The 20,909-nt window shown below is 60.6% G+C and carries 17 protein-coding genes; 7 read left to right on the top strand and 10 right to left on the bottom strand.

Annotation, left to right across the window (positions count from 1 at the left end; all coding sequences use genetic code 11):
* Positions 1 to 7 precede the first annotated feature (7 nt).
* Together HW450_RS11195 and HW450_RS11200 are read left to right on the top strand one after the other, a co-directional pair.
* Entirely contained in the window at positions 8 to 1,354 is a 1,347-nt protein-coding gene (locus HW450_RS11195) for a M20 family metallopeptidase (RefSeq protein WP_182385697.1), read from the top strand.
* A 12-nt stretch (positions 1,355 to 1,366) separates the two neighbouring features.
* Positions 1,367 to 2,149 carry an alpha/beta fold hydrolase gene (locus HW450_RS11200; RefSeq protein WP_182385698.1) on the top strand — a complete coding sequence of 261 codons (783 nt, stop codon included), beginning with the start codon at positions 1,367 to 1,369 and terminating at the stop codon, positions 2,147 to 2,149.
* Here HW450_RS11200 and HW450_RS11205 read toward each other — a convergent pair.
* A complete protein-coding gene (locus tag HW450_RS11205; protein ID WP_232843255.1) occupies positions 2,141 to 3,844 on the bottom strand; it encodes an FUSC family protein in 1,704 nt (567 codons plus the stop codon). The two genes, HW450_RS11200 and HW450_RS11205, sit on opposite strands and share 9 nt — an antisense overlap.
* A gap of 180 nt (positions 3,845 to 4,024) precedes the next feature.
* Between HW450_RS11205 and HW450_RS11210 the strand changes: the two genes are divergently transcribed.
* Positions 4,025 to 5,356 carry a YeeE/YedE thiosulfate transporter family protein gene (locus HW450_RS11210; RefSeq protein WP_182385700.1) on the top strand — a complete coding sequence of 444 codons (1,332 nt, stop codon included), beginning with the start codon at positions 4,025 to 4,027 and terminating at the stop codon, positions 5,354 to 5,356.
* Here the strand turns inward: HW450_RS11210 and HW450_RS11215 are convergent.
* The 3 genes from HW450_RS11215 to HW450_RS11225 are packed head-to-tail and all read right to left on the bottom strand — an operon-like array spanning position 5,340 to position 8,151.
* A complete protein-coding gene (locus HW450_RS11215) occupies positions 5,340 to 6,476 on the bottom strand; it encodes an aminotransferase class I/II-fold pyridoxal phosphate-dependent enzyme (protein WP_232843256.1) in 1,137 nt (378 codons plus the stop codon). The two genes, HW450_RS11210 and HW450_RS11215, sit on opposite strands and share 17 nt — an antisense overlap.
* Positions 6,467 to 7,159 carry a 6-carboxyhexanoate--CoA ligase gene (locus tag HW450_RS11220; protein WP_182385702.1) on the bottom strand — a complete coding sequence of 231 codons (693 nt, stop codon included), beginning with the start codon at positions 7,157 to 7,159 and terminating at the stop codon, positions 6,467 to 6,469. The genes HW450_RS11215 and HW450_RS11220 overlap by 10 nt, the downstream gene beginning before the upstream one ends.
* A 20-nt stretch (positions 7,160 to 7,179) precedes the next feature.
* Positions 7,180 to 8,151 carry a YeiH family protein gene (locus tag HW450_RS11225; protein WP_182385703.1) on the bottom strand — a complete coding sequence of 324 codons (972 nt, stop codon included), beginning with the start codon at positions 8,149 to 8,151 and terminating at the stop codon, positions 7,180 to 7,182.
* A gap of 57 nt (positions 8,152 to 8,208) precedes the next feature.
* Between HW450_RS11225 and HW450_RS11230 the strand changes: the two genes are divergently transcribed.
* Together HW450_RS11230 and HW450_RS13160 are read left to right on the top strand one after the other, a co-directional pair.
* Positions 8,209 to 9,462 (top strand): alpha/beta fold hydrolase, encoded by a 1,254-nt coding sequence (locus HW450_RS11230; RefSeq protein ID WP_182387519.1) that lies wholly within the window; start codon positions 8,209 to 8,211, stop codon positions 9,460 to 9,462.
* A gap of 90 nt (positions 9,463 to 9,552) precedes the next feature.
* Positions 9,553 to 9,678 carry a hypothetical protein gene (locus HW450_RS13160; protein WP_256435336.1) on the top strand — a complete coding sequence of 42 codons (126 nt, stop codon included), beginning with the start codon at positions 9,553 to 9,555 and terminating at the stop codon, positions 9,676 to 9,678.
* A 154-nt stretch (positions 9,679 to 9,832) separates the two neighbouring features.
* Here HW450_RS13160 and HW450_RS11235 read toward each other — a convergent pair whose 3' ends face one another.
* Genes HW450_RS11235 through HW450_RS11250 form a run of 4 tightly spaced genes read right to left on the bottom strand, consistent with a single transcriptional unit; the run spans position 9,833 to position 14,680 of the window.
* On the bottom strand, positions 9,833 to 11,407 hold the full coding sequence (locus HW450_RS11235) for a dipeptide ABC transporter ATP-binding protein (RefSeq protein WP_182385704.1): 1,575 nt from the start codon (positions 11,405 to 11,407) through the stop codon (positions 9,833 to 9,835).
* Positions 11,404 to 12,234 (bottom strand): ABC transporter permease, encoded by an 831-nt coding sequence (locus HW450_RS11240; protein ID WP_182385705.1) that lies wholly within the window; start codon positions 12,232 to 12,234, stop codon positions 11,404 to 11,406. The genes HW450_RS11235 and HW450_RS11240 overlap by 4 nt, the downstream gene beginning before the upstream one ends.
* A complete protein-coding gene (locus HW450_RS11245) occupies positions 12,231 to 13,163 on the bottom strand; it encodes an ABC transporter permease (protein ID WP_182385706.1) in 933 nt (310 codons plus the stop codon). Before HW450_RS11245 ends, HW450_RS11240 begins: the two co-directional genes overlap by 4 nt.
* Positions 13,160 to 14,680, bottom strand: coding sequence for an ABC transporter substrate-binding protein (locus tag HW450_RS11250; RefSeq protein WP_182385707.1), 1,521 nt, complete (start codon positions 14,678 to 14,680; stop codon positions 13,160 to 13,162). Before HW450_RS11250 ends, HW450_RS11245 begins: the two co-directional genes overlap by 4 nt.
* Before the next feature lie 91 nt (positions 14,681 to 14,771).
* Here HW450_RS11250 and HW450_RS11255 point away from each other — a divergent pair, with 91 nt between their 5' ends.
* Both HW450_RS11255 and HW450_RS11260 read left to right on the top strand, forming a co-directional pair.
* A complete protein-coding gene (locus tag HW450_RS11255; RefSeq protein ID WP_182385708.1) occupies positions 14,772 to 15,302 on the top strand; it encodes a hypothetical protein in 531 nt (176 codons plus the stop codon).
* 89 nt (positions 15,303 to 15,391) lie between these two features.
* Positions 15,392 to 17,248: a BCCT family transporter gene (locus HW450_RS11260; RefSeq protein WP_182385709.1), complete on the top strand. Its 1,857-nt coding sequence runs from the start codon at positions 15,392 to 15,394 to the stop codon at positions 17,246 to 17,248.
* A gap of 212 nt (positions 17,249 to 17,460) precedes the next feature.
* Here the strand turns inward: HW450_RS11260 and brnQ are convergent, their stop codons facing one another.
* Complete coding sequence (gene brnQ / locus HW450_RS11265) at positions 17,461 to 18,846, bottom strand: branched-chain amino acid transport system II carrier protein (protein ID WP_182385710.1); 1,386 nt, start codon at positions 18,844 to 18,846, stop codon at positions 17,461 to 17,463.
* Between the two features lie 139 nt (positions 18,847 to 18,985).
* Positions 18,986 to 20,830 (bottom strand): ABC transporter ATP-binding protein, encoded by a 1,845-nt coding sequence (locus HW450_RS11270; RefSeq protein WP_182385711.1) that lies wholly within the window; start codon positions 20,828 to 20,830, stop codon positions 18,986 to 18,988.
* Positions 20,831 to 20,909 lie beyond the last annotated feature (79 nt).

The following is a 20,909-nucleotide window of genomic DNA, read 5'->3' on the forward strand; positions in this document are numbered from 1 at the left end:
GACGCTCATGACTGACAAGTACACCCCGTCAACCGCTTACCTCGATCAGATCAACGCCCGCGTCGAAGAAAAGATTGCTACCGCGTCACCCGTTCCTACCGAACTAGGACATTATTCCGGGCAGGAGGAACTGTGGGACGGCGTCGATAAGGCAGCGCAGCAGTTCCACGAAGAGCTCGTCGAACTCGCCCTGGACCTGCATGCCCATCCAGAAACCGCCTTTGAGGAATTCCGTTCCGCAGAACAAATCACCAACCTGCTGCGCCGCCACGGTTTCGACGCACGCAAGGGGGTGCATGGCGTGGACACTGCCGTGCGGGCAGAATGGGCCAGCCCAGACTTCACATCCGGCGAGCACCCCACCATTGCCGTGATCAGCGAGTACGACGCGCTGCCCGGGATCGGCCACGCCTGCGGACACAACGTCATCGCAGCCTGTGGGCTCGGCGGATTCCTCGCTGCCACGCAGGTGCTGAAAGACAGTGACGCGCAAGGAAAAGTGGTGTTTCTAGGAACTCCCGCCGAAGAGGGGCACTCCGGGAAGGAGTATCTCATCCAGGCCGGCGCCTTCGACGGGATCGACGCCGCCGTCATGATCCACCCCTTCACCTACGACATCGGCAGCCACGTGTGGGTGGGACGTCGCAACCTGGAAGTGACCTTCCACGGCAAGCCCGCCCACGCCTCCTCCGAACCCTTCATGGGACGAAACGCTCTCGACGCGGCATCGCTGGCTTACCAGGCATTCGGACTGATGCGTCAGCAAATGCCCCCGAGCGATCGCCTGCACGCCATCATCAATGAAGGCGGAGAACGAGCCTCCATCATCCCGGAGACCGCCCAGATGAACATTTACGTGCGCTCGCTGTACACGGACACCCTGGTAGACCTTTCCCAACGCGTGGACGACATCATTACCGGTGCAGCGCTCATGGCCGGGGTGACCGTGACCACGAACTGGGACGTGCACCCGGCGACACTGCCGGTACGTAACAATCACGCATTGGCGGAACGCTGGCGGACAACGCAGGCTAGGCGAGGCCGAGACCCCCTGCCCGCCGGGATCATTCCGGAAACCCTAGCGGCCTCCACGGACTTTGGAAACGTCTCCCACCTCATCCCGGGGATTCACCCGATGGTGAAAATCGCACCGGTGGGGGTGGCGCTGCATACCGGTGATTTTGAACAAGCGGCCGCTTCCGACGCCGCAGCGGAGGGGATCCTGGATTCGACAATTGGGCTGGGGCAAGTGATCGTGGATGCGATCGTGGACCCGGCGCTGCTGGACGCGGCGCGAGCGGATTTCGCAGCTGCTGGGGAGCCGGTGCGGTGTAGTGAGCTGTTTAGCACCTAAGCTTTAGCTGTTATGCCTAAACTTCGCGCCCTCGATTTCCGCTCCGCTCCCTTCGCACCGCGCTACTACGATTCCGACCCAGAAGGGCCTGAGACGGGCGCGATTGTGCTGCTCCACGGCACGTTTGGGAGCACCGCCTCCCACTTCGGGCTCGTGTTTCCCGAGTTGGCGCGCCACCGCCGGGTCATTGGACTGGATTTCCAGCCAGTCCAGGAGGAGCTCACCGTGTCGCAATTGGTGGAGCAAACGCGACAGCTGATTGACGGTCTCGGGCTACAGCGTCCAGTGATCGTCGGCTATTCCCTGGGCGCAGTGGTAGCGGCGGCCTTTGCGGGTACCCACCCGGAGCTGCTGAGCCAGTTGGTGGTACTGGCGGGCTGGGCGCGCAGCGATCAGCAGCAACATGCCCGCAACGATATCTGGTTCCGGCTGCGCGAGACCGACGAAGACGCACTCCGCACCTTTACCGTGCTTTCGGTGTTCGGGCCGGAGTTCATCGCCTCGATGAGCCCACGGCAACTCGAAGCGAGCAGGAAATCACTGGTTTTTAGCGCTTTCGGCGAAGCTCAAATGCGACTCAACCGGAGCGTCGATATTAGCGCGCTGCTGCCCAGCATCACCGCGGAGACGTTGGTGCTGTCGTGCACCCAGGACGCGATGGTACCCCCACACCATCAACAACAGCTCACCGCCGCGCTTGCCGACGCCCACCTGCGCTATCTCCACGGCGGCCACGGCATCGTCTTTGAAGACCCGGATGCTGTCGTGCGGGAAATTCTCGAGTTCTTAGCCTGAGGAACTCCGTCGAACTCGCTGCGCGAGCTGCTCAATCTCCTCCAGTTCCAACTCCCGATCGGCGTGGGCGGTGCAATAGTCCAAGACTGCGTATCCGGCGTCCTGCAAGCGCAGGTGAGAGTCCCAGCGCTGCTCGGCCACAGCGCGACAGTTGGCGGCTAACGACTGGATAGCGCCGCGTTCGCCGAGGAGTTCGTGTTGAAGGGCGCGTCGAGAAGCCAGCGCTGCGTCGGGAGTCTTGGTGGTGAGTGCACCGATGAGGTTGCCCATCGCTCCGTAACAGCGCTCGACCAGCTCGGCGTGGCGCACCTGATCCGCACCCCGGAAAACCAACCAGAGTGCAGCGATAGCGAACGCCGTGGCGATCGTGGTCTCCGCGATACGCGAGACAAGCACCGGCGCGAGCTCAGTGTGCGTGGCGCCACCCATGAGCAGCGCCAGTGGGGTAGTGAAAATCACCGTGATAGCGTAGTTGCGAACCACGAAAATTTCCGCCATGAACTGCGTGAATGCCAAGAAGAACAGCAACCCCCACGGGCCCGGATCAAGCAGATGGATGAGGGCAAAAGCGCCGATGCCGACGATGGACCCCACCAAGCGGTGCACCCCACGGATGGTTCCCGGAATCAGATCCGGGCCCATTTGTAGCATCATCACTGCCGAGACAATCGCCCAGTCCGGGCGGTCAAAGTCCAACGCGATGCCGACCACCGAGGCAGCCAGCGCCGCGGAAAGAATACGTACGGTAGTGACCGTCGCGTGGCTGTGCCAGCTCGCGGACCGGTAGAGCCGAAATGTCACCGAGGGGCGAGTATGCGGAATGGTGACGCGTGAGGTGTTGACGTAGGACGGTGAATCGCTGGCCGTGGCGCCAGTGTCGGTGAGACCCGCGGACAGCCGAGCTAGCTCTTGCTGAGCCGCTAGCGCGCGCTCTACCAACTGGGTACGGGACTGGTCGATAACCTTGCCTCCCCGCACCACCTTCGCATCGGAGAGCGCAAACCATGCATTAGCCAGGGCTGTTTCCGCTTGGTGGCGCCGCGCTACATTGACGCCTCCGCACTCCTGCAGCGCGGCGATTGCGCCTTCTAAGACCTCAACCGCTGATTCCTCCGGCTGCTGCGGGTGGACCAGGGCCGGTGCCATTCCGATCACGATGGCGCTCAGCGCGCCGATGCTGGCAAACAGCGATACCTGCCAGGGCTCCACCCCTAGCCGAGGAGTCATCGTCGAGGCAGACGCCACCATCACGATGAAAAACGGTCCAGGTGGTGGCAGCCGAAGCGCGTTCGATACGAAGAGGAGTGCCCCGGCGATCGCGCAGGAAAACACCGCCGTGAGAAGCAGCCACCAGTGCGTATCACCAGCATTAATGTGCCCCCACACCGTTTGCCCTACCAGTGCACCTGAGCCGGTGCCCATGATGATGAGAGCCGCCGCGATCACCAACACTTTAATGCGAGTACGGAAGGGGTGCCCTTCGCCGTAAATGACAGTGCACGACCCGGCGGTGATCAACACGACCTCATGATCCAGCCCGAAGAGCAGCGCAAGGGAACCCGGAATCAGCATGGCGAGGGCCGCGCGCAGCGCGCCAGGCCAGCGCGGGCCGGGGGTGTGGAAGGCAGTGAGGAGTTGCCATGGATTGGGTGCTGGCGGGAGTTGCTCAACGAGTCGTTGGTCTTTGCCCGCCACATGTACTCCTTTGTCTGTTTTCTTCGCCATGACTATATAACTCTTCTTTGCGTGGGGTTGCCAGTTGTGATGGTTTTTCAGAACAAAAAAGACTAAGCGGTCTGTTTTGAGTAGACAAAATTGGTTTTTGAGTTTAAGTTAGATGCACAACTTAGTCTTCAAGTGAAAGGGAAGATCACCATGATCGTGACTGGATTACTCGTCGGCCTCCTGCTCGGCGCCGTTATGCAACGAGGCAGGTTCTGTGTCACGGGCATGCTGCGAGACATTTTCACCCTGAAATCATGGCGCAGCATCGTCGCCCTCCTGGTGGTCATTTCGGTACATGCCGTTGGCCTAGCTGGCCTCACGACGGCCGGGATCATCTCCCCCGAAGTGGACGATTTCGCCCCCTTCGCTGTGATTCTCGGCAGCCTGCTGTTCGGCTTCGGAATCGTCCTCGCTGGCGGCTGCGCCTCCGGTACCTGGTACCGCTCGGGCGAAGGCCTGGTGGGTTCCTGGATCGCTCTGATCTTCTACGGGCTGTCAGCTGCAGCAATGAAGCGTGGCGCGCTCCAACCAGTTAACGAGTTCCTCCGCTCCAAGACCATCCCGATCCGCACCATCCCGGAAACGCTGGGGGTTTCTCCGTGGTGGTTTGCGCTGGGGCTCACGGCATTCACTATCTATGCGGTGAACTTCTACCTGCAGCGTGACGCGCTGCGTGGCCGTAAAACTGCGCTTGACCTGCCACTGTGGCAGCGCCCGCTGCACCTGTACACCGCCGGTGCGCTGGTGGGTATCCTCGGCGTGATTTCCTGGCCACTCTCCGCGGCCTCTGGTCGCAACGGTGGCCTGGGTATCACCACGCCATCTGCTGACATCTTTAGCTTTGTGGTTACCGCGCAGGCGAAGCACCTGAATTGGGGAACCCTGCTCGTCGTAGGTATCTTGCTCGGGTCTTACTTCGCTGCGAAGGCTACTGGGGAGTTCCGCGTCCGCCTGCCAGACGCAATCCAGGCGCAGCGCTCGGTGTTTGGTGGCATCCTCATGGGTGTTGGCGCGGCATGGGCCGGTGGCTGCACCGTGGGTAACGGCATGGTCGAGACCAGCCTGTTCAGCTACCAGGGTTGGGTAGCGCTGCTGTTCACCGCCGTTGGCGTGGGCGCCGCATCGAAGGTGCTGCTCAAGCCGACGCAGAACACCGCACTTCCAGTGTCTGCATCAGAGTCCTCTGTCTCCTTTGCCACTGCTCCGGTAGCGCTGAAGGTTCGCACGGAAACTCAGCAGGGCCTGCGCCAGATCGCACCGAACACCTATGCGCTGGACACCCTCGGCGCAGTGTGCCCATTCCCGCTGGTTGATGCGCGTTCTGCGATGGCTAATCTCTCCGAAGGTGACTCCCTCGTCATTGACTTCGACTGCACCCAAGCCACCGAAACCATCCCGCAGTGGGCAACCGACCAGGGATACCAGGTCACTGACTTCAGTAAGAAAGGCAGCGCTGGCTGGCAGATCACTGTCCAGAAGTAGCGAGCGCCCGAGCTAGCTGCTCGATGTGCTCCGGGGTGTGCTCCGCCATTACGGTAACTCGCAAGATGGCGGCTCCCCGCGGCACCGTGGGGTACCGTATCGCTGGAACCCACAGCCCTTGCTCTTTGAGGGCAGCCGAGCGCTTCGTCGCCTCGGCTTCATCACCGACCGGGATGGGGATGATTGGGGAGGGGGATACCGGCAGATTCAGAAGCTGGCAAAGGTGCGTAACATTGCGGCGGAGCGCGGGGAGAGCTTCATCTACGAGCGTGAGCGCCGAACTGATCGCGGCTGCCGAGCTGGCAGGCACCGCGGTGGAAAACACATAGCTGCGGGCGCGATTGCGCAGCAGCCCAGCTACCTCCGAATTGCAGCAGACGAACCCGCCCTCGGCGCCGAGGGCTTTGCTGGCGGTTCCGATGAGGATGTCCGGAAGTGCGCACCCGAAGTATTCGACTGTTCCGCGCCCATGGTCGCCGAGCGTACCGACGGCGTGAGCATCGTCAACCATGAGCCACGCCCCGCGGTCCTGGCAAAGACGAAGCAGTTCCGGCAGGGGCGCGATATCCCCGTCCATGGAAAAGAGTCCATCGGTGATGACCAGCGCGTGGGTGGTTGTTCTGGCAGCTAGGAGGTCTGCCAATACAGCCATGTCACGGTGAGGAAACACCTTAAGTGGGGTGCGGGAGATCCGGCAGCCATCGATGATGCTGGCGTGGTTCAGGGAGTCTGAAAAGATCACCAGATCCTCCGTGAGTGTACCGATCGTGGCGATGGTGGAAAGATTCGCCTGGTAGCCAGTGGCGAACAGAACGGCGTCCTCGCTCCCAACAAACTGGGCGAATTCTGCTTCGGCCCTGCGGTGCCAGGTGGTGGACCCGGTGGTGAGACGTGACCCTCCGGAGCCAGCCCCGAATTCCTCGGTTGCTGCCGTTGCTGCGGCAATGACAGCTGGGTGGGCAGCCAGTGAGAGGTAGTTGGAGGAGGAAAACAACACGTAGTCGCGGCCGTCGATGGTGGCCACCGGGTGCTGGGCGGAACTGAAGATCCCGGGAGTGCGCAGCAGGCCTTGAGCTTGCCATTCTGCCATTGCGGTGCGGGCAAGATCCGTTAGGTGCATGGCCATCCCTCTACTAGTACGGGTGTGTGTTCCAGGTAATCGATGGTGTCGGCGATTTCTTCCTGCGGCCCGTTATAGAGGAATACGCGGGTGCCGATGGTGGCGCCTGGTTCTTTGCAGTTCGCCAGCCGATAGTAGGTGCCTTCGTGCGCGACATAGCCGGTGGTGTAGTTCGGGTCGTCGGAAATGCAGAGCTCAGCCACGATGTTTGGGTGAAAATTCACTTTGCTGGCCAGCGCCATAGCTTCAGCGAAATGCTGTTTGCCCTCGCGGACGCTAGAAACCACGTGGTCCATATTGGTCACCCGCACGCCACGATCTTCGTTGGGATCGAGGCGTTCGCCGGTGTGGGCGTCGATAAGCATGGCGCCCCGCAGGCCGGTGACGGTGTAGAGCAGTTCGTGGGCAGCTTCGCTCAGCCCGTGCTCACGTAGGAAGTCGGGGATAAACGTCTGGGACTGTGGCACTTCCACCACCTGCAGCGCTGGGACCCGGGTGATCTCTTCGGTCAGGAGAGTCGTTTTGATGTTGACGCTGTCGGGGACACCATGCGGGTGAGTGAGCGCACGCTCGGTGAGGGCGCTGACCTCGGTTGCGATGTCGGCCTGGGGCACGATGCGTTCCGCGCCGGAAATGTGGGCGCCGGCGCGGGAGGCGCGCATCTTGATTGAGTAAAGGCTCATAACGCCATCTTAAACGGCGTTCAAATCAGCTGTGTTCCTAGCAAAGCGATAACGATAATCACGCCGCTGACCACCGCTCCCACCAGGAACGGACGCGCCCCCGACTTCAGCAGCGCCCGCGCCGTCACCGACGTGCCCAGCGCAAACATTGCTGCCGCAAACAACCAGGTACGCAGCGTATCGACGCCGTCCAACACCACCTCGGGAATCGGCAGGAAAGTCCGGGCCAGGACCGCCAAGATGAACATTTGCACAAACACCGGAACCAGCGTGGTCCAGCGGGTTTTCTGCTCACCGCCCATCCCGATCAGAGCCACAACTGGAGCAAGCAACAACACCCGGCCCAGTTTGATCGCCACCGCCAGCTCGACTACACCGGCCATCAAGCCACCAGCTACCACCTGGCCCACCTCATGAGTCGCCCCACCAATAAACAGCGCGCCTTGCTCCGGGGAAAAACCCAGACCCCAGGCAACCAGCGGGCCGGCGAAAATCATCATGGTCCCCAGCACCACGATCACCGCAATCGCCGACGCAATCTCCTCAGTCTTGCGCTTCGGCAGTACCGACTCCACGGCACTGATCGCCGCAGCGCCACAAATGGAGCATCCCGCGCCGATCATCAGCACATGCTCCCGCGACAACGACGACCACTTCGTGAGCGCATATGTGGTCCCAATGCCACCCGCAACGATGGCGAGCACCACGCCCAGCATTGCAGGGCCAAGATGGGCAAGAGTGGCCAAGGAGATAGAAAAGCCCAGGATAGCCACGCCGAAGCGCAGGACCTTCTTCGCGGTGAATGCTACGCCAGGGTTGAGTGCACCAGAGACCGGACGGACGTTACCCACCACGATCCCCAGCACAATCGCGATGAGGATCAGCGCAGAAAACCCAGCAGTGGAACGGAACGCCAGATCCAGCGCATAGGCGGCGACCGCGCCGATCACGCACAATCCGACACCAGGAGCAAGCGACTTAACGGTAGTCATGTTTAGTTATTGTGCACCGTCGCGGGCATGAGGCCAAGTACAGTGGCGATTATGAGTTTGTTTGAACGTCGCTCCCGCCGGATGGGGCACACCTTCATTGAGCACACCCTTGAGCTGCCACTGTCCTACGAGGATCCGGCCGGGAAGAAGATCTCTGTTTTCGCCCGCGAAATTCAGCGCGATGGGGGAGAAGACCTTCCCTTCCTGGTATATCTGCAGGGCGGTCCCGGTTTTCCAGCTCCGCGCCCCACGGGGATCGACGGCTGGATTGCTCCGATGCTCGACAACTACCGCATTCTGCTGCTGGATCAGCGTGGAACGGGGCGCTCCACGCGAGTGGATGCCGACTCGGGATGGACCGCAAACGAACTCGCCTGCTTGCGTGCGGATTCCATCTGCCGTGATGCTGAGCAATTCCGCACCGCCCTCGGCGTGGACACATGGTCCCTCATTGGGCAGAGTTTCGGTGGTTTTTGCATCACCACGTACTTGTCGTTGTTCCCTAACTCCGTGGAGCGCGCCTACCTCACGGGCGGTTTACCGGCGGTGGGAGTGGAAGTCGATGACATTTATCGGGCCACCTACACGGCGCTGCGTCGTCGCCACGACGACTTCTACCACCAAGTTCCGTGGGCAGCGGATCGGGTGGCGGAGATCTGCCACCACTTAAACAACACGGAGGAGCTGCTCCCGACAGGAGAGCGACTCAGCGCCCGCCGCTTCCGCACCATCGGCATTGAACTGGGCCGAGGCTCCGGGTTTGACACCCTCGCCTACCTGCTGGAAGAGCCATTCCACCAGGTGCGCGGGGAGAAGCGCCTGCGCTCGGACTTTCTCCTCGACGTCGGTGCCCGGGTGTCCTTCGCGGGCGGCCCGCTCTACGCAGTGCTGCACGAAACTCTCTATGCCGGCCCCGGCTGCGCGACCAACTGGTCGGCGCACCGCATTCGCGAGGAATTCGCTGGCTTCGAGGAAGGCGCCGACCATTACCTCACCGGCGAACACATCTACCCGTGGCTCTTCGAAGAAGACCCAGCGCTGCGTCCCTTCGCCGCCGCGGCGAACGAGCTGGCCACCCGCACTGATTGGCCTGCGCTTTACGACGTCCACAACCTCTCAAACTCCCCGGCTACCGCGGCAGCGGCTGTGTATGTGGACGACATCTTCGTGCCGTTCGGCTACTCCATGAACACCGCAGCCATGTACCGCGACTTGCGACCGCTCGTGACCAACCGTTTCCAGCACGACGGACTACGCGTGGATGGGGCCGGAATTGTGCAGGAGCTCGATCGGATGCTGCTTGATCACTAGCCTCGCGTGTCTCATGAAGCAGGAACGAAAGAAGTGGCCTAGGCTAAGGGGAAGTTCCTCGTTGCCTCACATCCACTAGGAGAGGGTTTCATGGAGTTTTCCGCCATCACGGCCTATGAACAGCAAGAATTCGATCGCCTCGTCGCGAGCTTCGAAGTGCACCAGGAGCATGTGCTGGGCACCACCACCCTTCGCCCCGCTGCGTACTCGGGGTAGCTAAGTTCACCAAAATCATTGTTGTTGTCGTGGCCAGTTAGCTTTTGTCATTCCCGCGGGATTGATGCAACAGCGAATCCGCAAGGGGTCGGAAGACCCGACGTGGAAACTCGTCAGCAATATTGATCGAGGTCGATCAGGTTGTTAACCCCAGCTACACCCGTGGCACCGCTGCAAGCAGCTCGCGGGTGTAATCGGAGCGAGGGGTGGCGTAGACGTCGGCCACCGCGCCCCGTTCCACCACCTCCCCGTGGTGCATCACCAACACATCGGTGCAGATTTGACGCACGACCGACAGGTCGTGAGAGACAAAGATCATCGACATGTTATGCGCACTGACCAGATCCTCAAGCACGTTCAGAACCATCGCACGAACCGAAACATCCAGTGCGGACACCGGCTCATCGGCCAGGATGATGTCGGGTTTTACTGTCAGTGCGCGGGCGATCGAAATGCGCTGGCGCTGACCACCAGAAAACTCGTGCGGATAGCGGCCCAACGCTGACAACGGAATACCGACTTCTTCCAGCACCTCCCGCACTCGGGCCTGGCGCTCCGGACCAGACATCCCACGCAGGGGTTCCGCTACGCAGGCGGCGATGGTCATCCGCGGGTCCAGGGACGCGAACGGATCCTGAAACACCATCTGCGTGCTGCCCGTGACCGCAACGGTGCCGGTAGTTGGGATGTCGAGGCCAGAGATCATCCGCAGCAGCGTCGATTTTCCAGAGCCCGATCCGCCTACGATCCCGAGGCGCTGGCCCCTGCGCAGTTCAAAGGAAACGTCACGAACTGCGGTGGTTTCCGTGCGCTTGAGGAACCAGCGGCGCTGATACACCTTTCCGAGTTTGTTCGCGGAAACTACCACGTCACCAATTTCTGGGCGGATAGGCATGGCGAGCGCTTGTCCCTTGCGATAGGACCCGGCGCTGGCAGTGTGCACGGTGTACAGGTGTCCCTCCGCGTCGCGTGCCTCAAGGTCAGAGGCAGCCAACAGCCCGCGGGTGTACTCGTGAGACGGCGTGTTGAGAACCTCCGCCACCGGTCCATCCTCCACAATGGACCCGCTCTTCATCACGACCACCCGCTCACATAGGGACGACACCAGCCCCAGATCATGAGTGATGAAAAGCAGCGCGGTGTCATGCTTTTCCGCAAGCGTCGCGATCAGCTCCAGGATGTGCCGCTGCACCGTCACATCCAGCGCGGTGGTGGGTTCGTCGCAGAGCAACAGCTTGGGTTTGTTCGCAAGTGCCATGGCGATGAGGACACGCTGCCGTTGGCCACCGGACATTTGGTGCGGATATCGGCTTGCCATGCCAGGCTCCAGGCCAACGTCGTCGAGAAGCGCGCGGGTGCGCTCTTTTGCCTGGCTTTTCGACGCCGTACCGTGCACCACCATGACCTCAGCGATTTGCGCGCCCACAGGCATCAGGGGATTGAGCGCGGTCATGGGCTCCTGGAAAATCATGGAGATTTCCTCGCCACGCAGGCCAGCAAGCTCTGGTTCGCGCAGCTGCAGCAGCTCTTGCCCTTCGAAGCTGATGGAACCGGCGGCCGACAGATCGGGGTCCAACAATCCCATGATGGATAGCGCGGTGAGGGATTTACCGGAGCCCGATTCGCCGATCAAGCCGACCCGCTCGCCAGGGGCGATCGTTAAGCTCACGCCGTGCACCAGCTCGTCGCCCTCACGGGTGCCGACGCGCAGATCAGAAATGGAGATCATAAGGAGTTCACCTTCATCGAGCGCCGGTATCTAGGGTCCACAAAATCACGCAAGCTATCGCCTAACAGGTTAAAACCGAGCACTGTTATGGCGATCGTTGCGCCTGGCCACACCGCAAGCATCGGGGCTGAAGCTAGGGAACTCTGCGCGTTTTGCAGCAACCGACCCCACGAAGGATCCGGCGGTGGGGTGCCCAGCCCCAAGAACGAAAGCGCCGCCTCCGCAAGAATCGCCAAGGCAAAGGACACCGACGCCTGCACGATCAGCATGCTCGTGATGTTCGGAACCACGTGGCGCAGCGCGATCAACCACCCCGGAATCTGAGAATCGCGGGCAGCCAGGATGAAATCTTTACTCATCACCTGGATGGTTCCTGACCGGGCAATACGGGTAAAAGCAGGGATCGAAGCCACACCGATCGCCGCCATCGCCGTAACCGTAGAGGAACCCCACACCGCACCCGTCACGATCGCCAACAACAGGGCAGGGAACGCGAGCAGCACATCGGATACCCGCATCACCAGGCTTTCCACCCAGCCCCGGCGCATACCAGCGAAGACACCCAAAGGGGTACCGATCGCCGCGCCGATCCCCACCGCGACTACGCCCACAAGCAACGCGATCTGGGACCCCGCCATCATCTGAGAAAACACGTCACGCCCGTAGCGGTCCGTGCCCATCAGATGCCGCCACGAGGAACCCTGCAACCGCTCCGCGGGGATCGCATGGATCGGATCATAAGGAGTCCATACGAGGGACACGAGGGCAGCCACCACTACCGACGCCACAATAGCCAGGCCGATGCGGCCGGAAAGATTCAGTTTCATTGCGCCCTCGTTCGTGGATCGATGATGGTGTAGGCGATATCTACCGCCGCGTTAACCAAGAGGGTGAACATCACCAGCACCATGACGATTGTTTGCACGGTAGTGATATCGCGGCCGACGACGGCGTCGAGAAGCATGGAGCCGAGCCCCGGGATGGTAAACACCCGCTCAATCACCACGGCGCCCACTACCAGCGACGTCAGCTGCAAACCAGCCACGGTCACCACCGGAAGCGCCGCATTACGTAGGCCATGTTTCCGCAGCGCGCCGATGGTGGTCAGGCCCTTTGCCCGCGCAGTCCGCATGAAGTCATCCCGCATGATGTCCAGCACGGCGCTGCGCACATATCGAGTCATAATGGCTCCTTGCACCGCTGCCAACGCGCCGGCGGGAAGAACTAACCGTGACAGGAAGCCAGCAACGGAATACCCCGGCGGGACCCAACCATTAGCAGGGAACCACCCGAGCTGGACCGAAAACAAAGACACCGCCAGGACCGCAGCCAAAAATGATGGAATCGCGATACCCACCTGGGAAGCCGCAGTGATCAGCACCCCGTCCAGCGACCGGGTGCGCAGCGCCGCCCACGTTCCCAGCGGCAGCGCCACCACCAGCGATAACACCATTGCTGTGGCTACCAAGATCAGGGAGACCTGGATCCGATCCCACAACAACGGAGTCAGCTCAGCTCCCGAGGTGAGCGAAATCCCGAAATCGCCACGCAGAATCCCGCCGATCCAGGACACATACTGATGAAGGAGTGGCTGATCCAATCCCAGTTCGGTGCGTTTCGCGGCTACCGCCTCGGGTGTTGCGCTGACCCCCAGCGCGACCTCCGCCGGATCCCCAGGAACCACCCTGAGCAGGAGAAAGACTGCGACACTGGCGAAAAAGAACGTGGAAAGATAACGAGCGGCCTGGCGGATCATGGCAGTTTTCCTAACTTACCGAGGGCAATCCCATCGGTACGCACATCCGGGCTCACCCCGGTGATGTTGTCACGAGAGACCACGATATTGGGGAAGTTAAACAACGTGTCCGCGGCGGCAGCATCCATGATCTGATCCACTGCCTCGCCCATGTACTGCTGAAACTCCTCAGGGGTTCCCACGTCCGCCTTGGTGAACAACTCCGTGGTGGCTGGGTTGTCATATCCCAGGTAGTAGCCCGGCGCGAACAGCGTGGTGAGGTCACGCGGTTCCACATGCGCGATCAGCGACATGTCATAGTCCTTGCCTTTGTGCACCTGCGACAACCACACTGCGGGGAATTCCACGGACTGGATGGTGACGTCCAGGCCGACATCCCACAGCTGGGACACCACCAGCTCAGAGATAGCGGTGGCGTAGGGCAGTGACGGGACAGTGAACGTGATGTCATTGTTGTCGTCGGAGATTCCGGCTTCTTTCAGCAGCTCGCGGGCTTTTGCGGGATCAAAAGGGTATTGGTTGGAAGGCTGGAACCACGGGTCGGTCGGTGGTACGGGAACACCACCGGTGTCTTGGCCGTAGCCGTCCCAGGCGGTGTCGATCACGGCCTGACGGTCAATGGCATGCATGACGGCTTGGCGCACACGTACGTCGTTGAAGGGGGCGCGCTGGTTATTCATAGAGAGCAGCACTTCACCGTTGGTGGTGCCCACCGCCACATGGTAATTGCCGCGGGCGCGGAGGACGTCGATAAGCTCGGGCGACTGCATTGCCCACACCACGTCCACGTCGCCAGACTGCAGGGCGTTCGTCGCACCCACCGCGTCGGCGAAGTAGCGGATGGCCGCGGTGCGGTTTGGGGGCTGGTCACCCCAGTAATCCGGCCGGGCGGTGAACGTCAGCGACTGCCCGATCGCCCAGTGCTCAACCCGGTAGGGGCCGGTGCCTATCGGCTCAGACGCTAGCTTATCGACGCCATGAGGCGTCATCATTGCCCCGACGAAAGTCCCCATCGCCCACAACCATTGATTACTGGGGCGTTCCAGCGTGACTTTGAGAGTGAGCTCGTCTAGTACTTCGGTGGCTTGTACCACCTTCATCTGGGATTTGAGTCCATTGGTCCAGGCGTCGGATGAGACCCGGTCAATGGAAAACTTGGCGGTGTGGGCGGTGAACGTATCGCCGTTGGAGAACGTGACACCTTCGCGCAGGTGGAAGACATACTCTGTGCCATCCGCTGAGCGTTCCCAGTGGGTAGCCAACAGGGGAGCAATGTCGCCGTTATCGTCGATCTGCACCAAGCCCTCATAGACGTTCTTCATCAGCGCACCTGGGATCGCGGCACCGGCAGTTCGGGTGAAATCGAGGGAAGCTGGTGGGCCAAAGGTTGCCACGACAACCGCATCCTCATCGGCAGTACGGCCAATTCCAGTGGCGGTGCTGCCCGCAGAACACGCGCTGACCAGCACAGTTGTGGCAAGCGCTAGGGTGGTGAGGGCGATGCGGAAATGGCGCATGTAATTCCACTCTCATTGTGAGGACTAGACACGCAACATTATAGGGATGCGGTACCCGATCCTTAACCCAGGGTGGTTTACACTCACACCCGTGGCCCTTATCAAAGTAACGTCTCGATTCAGCGCCTTGCTGCGCTCGCCAGCTGCGCGCACGCTCGTAATCCTGACTGTGTTGCTTGCGCCGCTGACCTGGTTCCTCTACCGGGAATTCGAGGAAGCTACCAACAGCACCATTCGGGCCCTCTACGCCGTAGGCGTGGCGGCGCCCGCATGCGGCATCGTGGTGGCAGTATTGAGTTTCATCGCTTTTGTGATCCGACGCCGACGGATCGTGCTTGAAGTAGGGGAGCAGGTCACGATCCCCGGCACCGGGGTCAGCTTCCCGCTAGCGGAGCTAGGCACCCTGCAGCTGTTTAGCAAAAACGGATACTCCTACATGGCCCTGTTGCCAGTCCACGTGACAGAGCGCTTGACGGCCCAAAGCGCCCGTAGTGGGCAGCACCACGTTCACGGCTACATTGTGGAATTTCCCGCACAGCCAACAATTCACAGCTTCGAGCTAGCAGACGTCATTGTTGCTGCTCATGGCGATGTTCGAGTGGAAAAAATAGGCGCTGTGTGACAAAAGCGCTTGCTAAAAAAATGGGCAAGTTGCCGTGAGATGAACTAATTTACAAGGGTTCCGTTTCATCAAAACACAGGAAGAAATTCATGGATTCCATCAAAGTGGTCGAACAGACCACTCCGGAGAACCCGAATGACAAGAGATTCCTCGGTCTGAAAACTGACCCGGTCGTCTTTCTGGTAGCCACCGGCTTCATCATCACCTTCGTCATCGGCACGATTATCGCCGGTCAGAAAGCTCAGCTCGCGTTTACCAACATTGCTGGGGGATTGCTGACCAACCTGGGCTGGATGTACATCGGTGGTGTCTCGCTGGCATTCCTGTTCCTCATCGCGGTTTTCGTCTCCCGCTTCGGCCGAGTCAGACTCGGCGACGATGACGACGAACCAGAGCACTCCCTACCCGTGTGGTTTGCCATGCTGTTCGCTGGCGGCACCGGTGCGGTGTTGATGTTCTGGGGTGTTGCCGAGCCAATCAACCACTTTTACAACGTGCCTCGTGCCGACGTCGATTCGCAGACGCAGGAAGCAGCCCGCGAAGCAATGGCGTTCACCTTCTACCACTTTGGCATCCACATGTGGGTGATCATGGTGTTGCCAGGGTTGGCGCTTGGTTACTTCATCTATAAGCGCAAACTCCCGCCACGCCTGTCGTCGGTGTTCGCGCCATTGCTCGGCGCCCGTATCTACTCTACGCCAGGCAAGCTTATCGACGCCCTGGCCATCATCGGCACGGTCTTCGGTATCGCGGTCTCTGTTGGCTTGGGCGTGCTGCAAATTAATGCTGGCTTGAACAAGCTGTACGGTGTGCCGGAAATCAGCTGGGTTCAGCTCGGAATTCTGCTGGTGCTCACCGTTATCGCCTGCGTGTCTGTGGCCTCCGGCCTGGATAAGGGCATTAAAATCCTCTCGAACATCAACATCGCTATGGTTGTGGTGTTCCTGGGATTCGTCTTGGTAGCGGGGCCAACCCTTACCCTGCTGCGCGGCACGATCGAAGCCTTCGGTATCTACGCGGAAGAGCTGCCAGAATTGATGTTCTGGACGGATTCCTTCCACCAAAACCCTGGCTGGCAGGGCAAATGGACTGTGTTTTACTGGGCATGGACGATCTGCTGGTCCCCATTCGTGGGCCTCTTCGTCGCCCGTATTTCTCGTGGCCGCACCGTCCGTGAATTCATCGCCGGCGTGCTGGCGCTGCCCACCATTTTTGCTGTGGTGTGGTTCGCGATCTTCGGTCGCGCGGGCCTGGAGCTAGAATTTGCTGACCCAGGATTTTTGACCAAGCCTGTCGTAGAAGACGGCGATGTCCCTGCCGCCTTGTTCAAATTCCTGGAAGCGTACCCGCTCACTGCGATCGTCGCTCCAGTCGCGTTGGCAATCGTCGTCATTTTCTTCATCACGTCTATTGACTCCGCCGCAATGGTGACAGACATGATGTCCACCGGTGAAGAGAACAAATCCCCAACGTCCTACCGAGTGTTGTGGGCGCTGCTCATCGGTGCCGTCGCAGGTGCGTTGCTGCTGATTTCCCCAGAAACCGGCATTGCCACACTGCAAGAGGTTGTCATCATCGTGGCCCTGCCGTTCTTCCTCATGCAGTTCGTCATGATGTACTCGCTGATCAAAGGCATGACAGATGACTCTGCCGCCCGACGTCGCGTTGTGACCCGACAATGGGAGAAGACTGATACCGCTGAAAAGCTGGAAGCACACGAAGCTCTCCCTGCCCCTGGCTACGACGAAGAAGGCAACGAACTGCCAGTGCTGCGCTACGAACATGACGACGAAGGTCGCATCGTCATCGCAGGTGACGTGGTGATCGCCGGCGACCTCGGGGTGGTCGGTGACGTGGACGAAGACCCACTGTCAGAATCCAAGCCCGCCATTGGCGACAGCCACCGCATCATCGAATCGATGTCCCCCAAAGGACGTGACGAGTAACTAGCTGCGAGCTGGTTGGTTGAGGTGTGAAACCCGGGAAGCGTTTCCCGGGTTTCGGTGGTTTTTGGGGCTGCAGGTTTGCTATTTGGGTGGTTTTGTTCCGAGACCCGGGTTATGCTTCCCGGGTTTTGCAAGAAAAAGGGAGGGGGGACCATAGTCCCCCTGAACCCCAAAATGCCACCCCATAGGGGTGGCATTCCATGCTTGGCAGGCTATACGGTTGGTAGCTCTGCTTTTGCGTCTTCGCGGAAGATGACTTCTTCCTTTGGGCGTTTGAAATCAACTGCGAGGCCGATCGCAGCGGCGATCACCACGGGGACAACCCAGCCGAGATCCATGCTGTGCATTGGGGACCAGCCGATCATTGGCTCGATGATGTTTGAGCCCCAGCCCAGGGAGTTGAAGCTCATCAGGGCTGCCCAGATGGTGGCAACCGGCAGGGCCAGCTTGAACACGGTGTTGATGCGCCGTCCGAACACTGGCTCCAGCAGGACTAGGAAGATCAGTGCGATGGCTGGTGGGTAGAGGAAGCCGATGATGGGGCCGGCCACAGCGAGTACCGCATCAAGGCCCATGATGGACAAGGCGATGGCGATGAGGGTGAACAGGACGGCCCAAATGCGGTAGGACACGCCAGGCATGAGGTGGTTGAAGAACTCAGAGGTGGCGCCGATCAGGCCGACTGCGGTGGTGAGGCAGGCGAGGAGAACGATCGCGCCGAACACGATCATGCCGGGCTGCCCCATGGTGAGCTTGGCGGCGTCGGCAAGCAGCGATGCACCATTTTCGTACTTGCTTGGGTCCGGAATCACCTGGCCGATCACGCCGAGGCCCACGTAGATCACGGCGAGCAGACCACCAGCGATCACAGCAGCGGTGGAGACCCCGCGGACGAGGGTGTTGCCTTCTGGGAAGCCCTTGTATCGCAGGGCGTTCACGACCACGATGCCGAAGGCGAGCGCTGCGAGGGAGTCCATGGTCAGGTAGCCCTCGACTAGGCCGCTGGCAAGTGGGTGCGCGGCGTAATCTTCACCAACCGTGCCCGGGGTGCCATCCAGCTTGACCATGGACAACACGACCAGCACCACCAGCAGGATCAGTAGCAGTGGAGTCAGGGCCCTGCCCAGGGCGTCCACGATGCCGGCAGGGTTCAGTGCCAGCGCCAGTGCGATGCCGAAGAAGATGATGGAGAATACCGCGTTGGCGCCGGTGCCGCTGACCCCAGCGATGGGGACGATAGCGGTCTCAAAGCTAACAACGCCGGTGCGTGGCAGGGCGTAGAAGCAGCCGATGGACAGGTACACCAGTACCGGGAAAATAAGACCGAAGATGGAGCCGCCCCGTTTTGCCAGGTCTTGGACGTTGTTACCGGTCAGCGCAATCGCGATCACACCGACGACGGGGAGAGCGACACCGGCGAGGCAGAAACCAATGATGGCTGGCCAGAAGCTGGTGCCGGAGTTCACGCCGAGCATCGGCGGGAAGATGAGGTTTCCGGCGCCGAAGAACATAGAGAAGAGCATGAAGCTCGTCGTGAGGATGATGGTGGCACGCGACCTACTGCTCAGTGTGGCGGTAGTGGAGTCCGCGTTGGTCATGGGGAACCTTTCAAAAGTCTTATTTCATGGTGCTGATGACCCGGCCACAATGGGTGGTAGTGGCGCGGGGTCTGATCGAGCAAGAAGTTAAGGGGATCGGAAAAGATAGTACCGGCCGTCCCATATCTTGAGAAAATTTCTAGGACTTAAATCCAAATTTTTGGAGCTTTCTGCGATTTTCCAGGGAGTCTTCGGCGGTGAGGGCCAAAAGCTCAGCATAAATACCACCCGTTTGGGCGAGTTCGGCTGGGCTACCAACTTCGTCAACACGGCCATCAACCAGGGTGATGATCTTGTCCACACTCGCGATAGTCGACAGCCGGTGCGCAATGATCATGGTGGTACGACCCACCATCAACTCGTCCAGGCCCTTCTGCACCGCGCGCTCCGCCTTGGTATCGAGCGCCGACGTGGCCTCGTCCAGCACCAGCACCGGCGCGTCCTTGAGGATCGCGCGGGCCACCGCCACGCGCTGCTTCTGGCCACCGGACAGACGAAGTCCGCGCTCACCGATGACGGTGTCGTAGTCGTCGGCAAACTTTGTGATGAACTCGTGTGCATTCGCTTTCCTCGCGGCGTCCAGGATCTCTGCCTCGCTCGCCCCCGGGCGACCATAGGCGATGTTCTCCCGGATCGTGCCGGAAAACAGCGCCGCCTCCTGGAACACCACACCCACGGATGCGCGTAGCGTGGCGTTGTCCAGTTCCGCGACATCGCGCCCGCACACGGTCATGCTGCCGGAACTCGGCCGATACAGCCCCAACAGCAGATTCACCAGGGTGGATTTGCCACCACCCGACTCACCGACCAATGCGATCCGCTCCCCGGCCGTCGCAGAGAAGGTCACGTCGTGGATGACCTGCTCGTCGGTGTAGCCGAAGCTCACACTGTTAAAACCGATCACCGGTTCGTCGGGGCGCGGGGTGAGGGGCTGAGCTTGCTCGGGCGCCAGCTCCGGTGCTGAGCTTGCCGACGTCGCAGCCAACAGTTGCTTATTCGCCGTCGGCTCCGGGACCTGCGCCATCACCTCAAAGTAGTCCTTGGAACCCGCCACAGCGCGCTGCGCCGTGTCCACGAGGTAGCTCATCATGAACACCGGTTGTTTTGCCATGTTGATGAGCTGCAGCAGCAACACCAGGTCGCCCAACGTGAAGTAGCCGTGGAGGGTGCGGTAGAACAGCACGGCATAGATGCCGAAGAACACCAGGTTTAGGGCGCTGCCACGTGCGAAATCCATGGTGTGCCAGTAGCGGGACTGCTGCCGGGTCAGCGACACCGTGCGAGCATACCGGGCACCGAACCCGCCTAACTCGCGCAGCTCGGAGACGAAGGATTTGACCACCTTCACCTGGCCCACGACCTCCGCGAAGCGACCACCGGCTTGGTCGATTTCGCTGTTTTTCTCGCCTTCAATGCGCTGCCACTTCTTGGAGGTCAGGGTTGTCAGCCACATGTACAGCGGGAAAATGATGGCCAGGAGTGCCGCCAGCGGCCAGTAGTACCACCCTGTGATCGCCAGCACCGCGACGGTGGTGATGAGCATGGGGAAGAAGTTGTTGGAAAAGGACTGGAGGAATTGAGTGATCGACGTGATCGACCTGTCCAGGCGTGCGATTATCGTGCCGGTCACCTGGTTATCAAAGTATTTCTGCGGCAGGCTGAGCAACCGGGCGAAATACCGTGTGGAGAGAATCTGACGCATCCGGGCCGCCATCACATCGCCCACGTATCCGCCCAGATTGTGGATGGTGGTGTTGGCCAGCTCCGCGACTAGCAACGCCACCGCGAGCATGACAATGGTTCGAGTGACGCTGTCTGGGGTGACCTCACCACTGACAGCGGACACGATCGTGTTGGTGGCTGACCGCAGAATAAACGGCGTGACCAGCGACAGCGCCGCCACCGATACCGAGGCGCAAATGACGCCGAGATAAAAGGGCCAGAGAGCGGAAGTGCTCCGCAAGATTCGAGCTAAAGAACGCACAGCTTTCCCATCAAAATAGTTGGTGACCTAGCTACAATATCCCTTTGAGACGGGCAACGGTCCGTGAGAAGTTACATAA

Origin of the sequence: Corynebacterium hindlerae, assembly GCF_014117265.1 — a bacterium.
Classification (GTDB): domain Bacteria; phylum Actinomycetota; class Actinomycetes; order Mycobacteriales; family Mycobacteriaceae; genus Corynebacterium; species Corynebacterium hindlerae.

What these genes read in the sequence shown, in the direction of transcription:
- HW450_RS11195 (WP_182385697.1), top strand. Translation starts at nt 8, where the DNA reads ATGACTGACAAGTACACCCCGTCAACCGCTTACCTCGATCAGATCAAC.
- HW450_RS11200 (WP_182385698.1), top strand. Translation starts at nt 1,367, where the DNA reads ATGCCTAAACTTCGCGCCCTCGATTTCCGCTCCGCTCCCTTCGCACCG.
- HW450_RS11210 (WP_182385700.1), top strand. Translation starts at nt 4,025, where the DNA reads ATGATCGTGACTGGATTACTCGTCGGCCTCCTGCTCGGCGCCGTTATG.
- HW450_RS11215 (WP_232843256.1), bottom strand. Translation starts at nt 6,476, where the DNA reads ATGCACCTAACGGATCTTGCCCGCACCGCAATGGCAGAATGGCAAGCT.
- HW450_RS11220 (WP_182385702.1), bottom strand. Translation starts at nt 7,159, where the DNA reads ATGAGCCTTTACTCAATCAAGATGCGCGCCTCCCGCGCCGGCGCCCAC.
- HW450_RS11225 (WP_182385703.1), bottom strand. Translation starts at nt 8,151, where the DNA reads ATGACTACCGTTAAGTCGCTTGCTCCTGGTGTCGGATTGTGCGTGATC.
- HW450_RS13160 (WP_256435336.1), top strand. Translation starts at nt 9,553, where the DNA reads ATGGAGTTTTCCGCCATCACGGCCTATGAACAGCAAGAATTCGATCGC.
- HW450_RS11235 (WP_182385704.1), bottom strand. Translation starts at nt 11,407, where the DNA reads ATGATCTCCATTTCTGATCTGCGCGTCGGCACCCGTGAGGGCGACGAG.
- HW450_RS11240 (WP_182385705.1), bottom strand. Translation starts at nt 12,234, where the DNA reads ATGAAACTGAATCTTTCCGGCCGCATCGGCCTGGCTATTGTGGCGTCG.
- HW450_RS11245 (WP_182385706.1), bottom strand. Translation starts at nt 13,163, where the DNA reads ATGATCCGCCAGGCCGCTCGTTATCTTTCCACGTTCTTTTTCGCCAGT.
- HW450_RS11250 (WP_182385707.1), bottom strand. Translation starts at nt 14,680, where the DNA reads ATGCGCCATTTCCGCATCGCCCTCACCACCCTAGCGCTTGCCACAACT.
- HW450_RS11260 (WP_182385709.1), top strand. Translation starts at nt 15,392, where the DNA reads ATGGATTCCATCAAAGTGGTCGAACAGACCACTCCGGAGAACCCGAAT.
- brnQ (WP_182385710.1), bottom strand. Translation starts at nt 18,846, where the DNA reads ATGACCAACGCGGACTCCACTACCGCCACACTGAGCAGTAGGTCGCGT.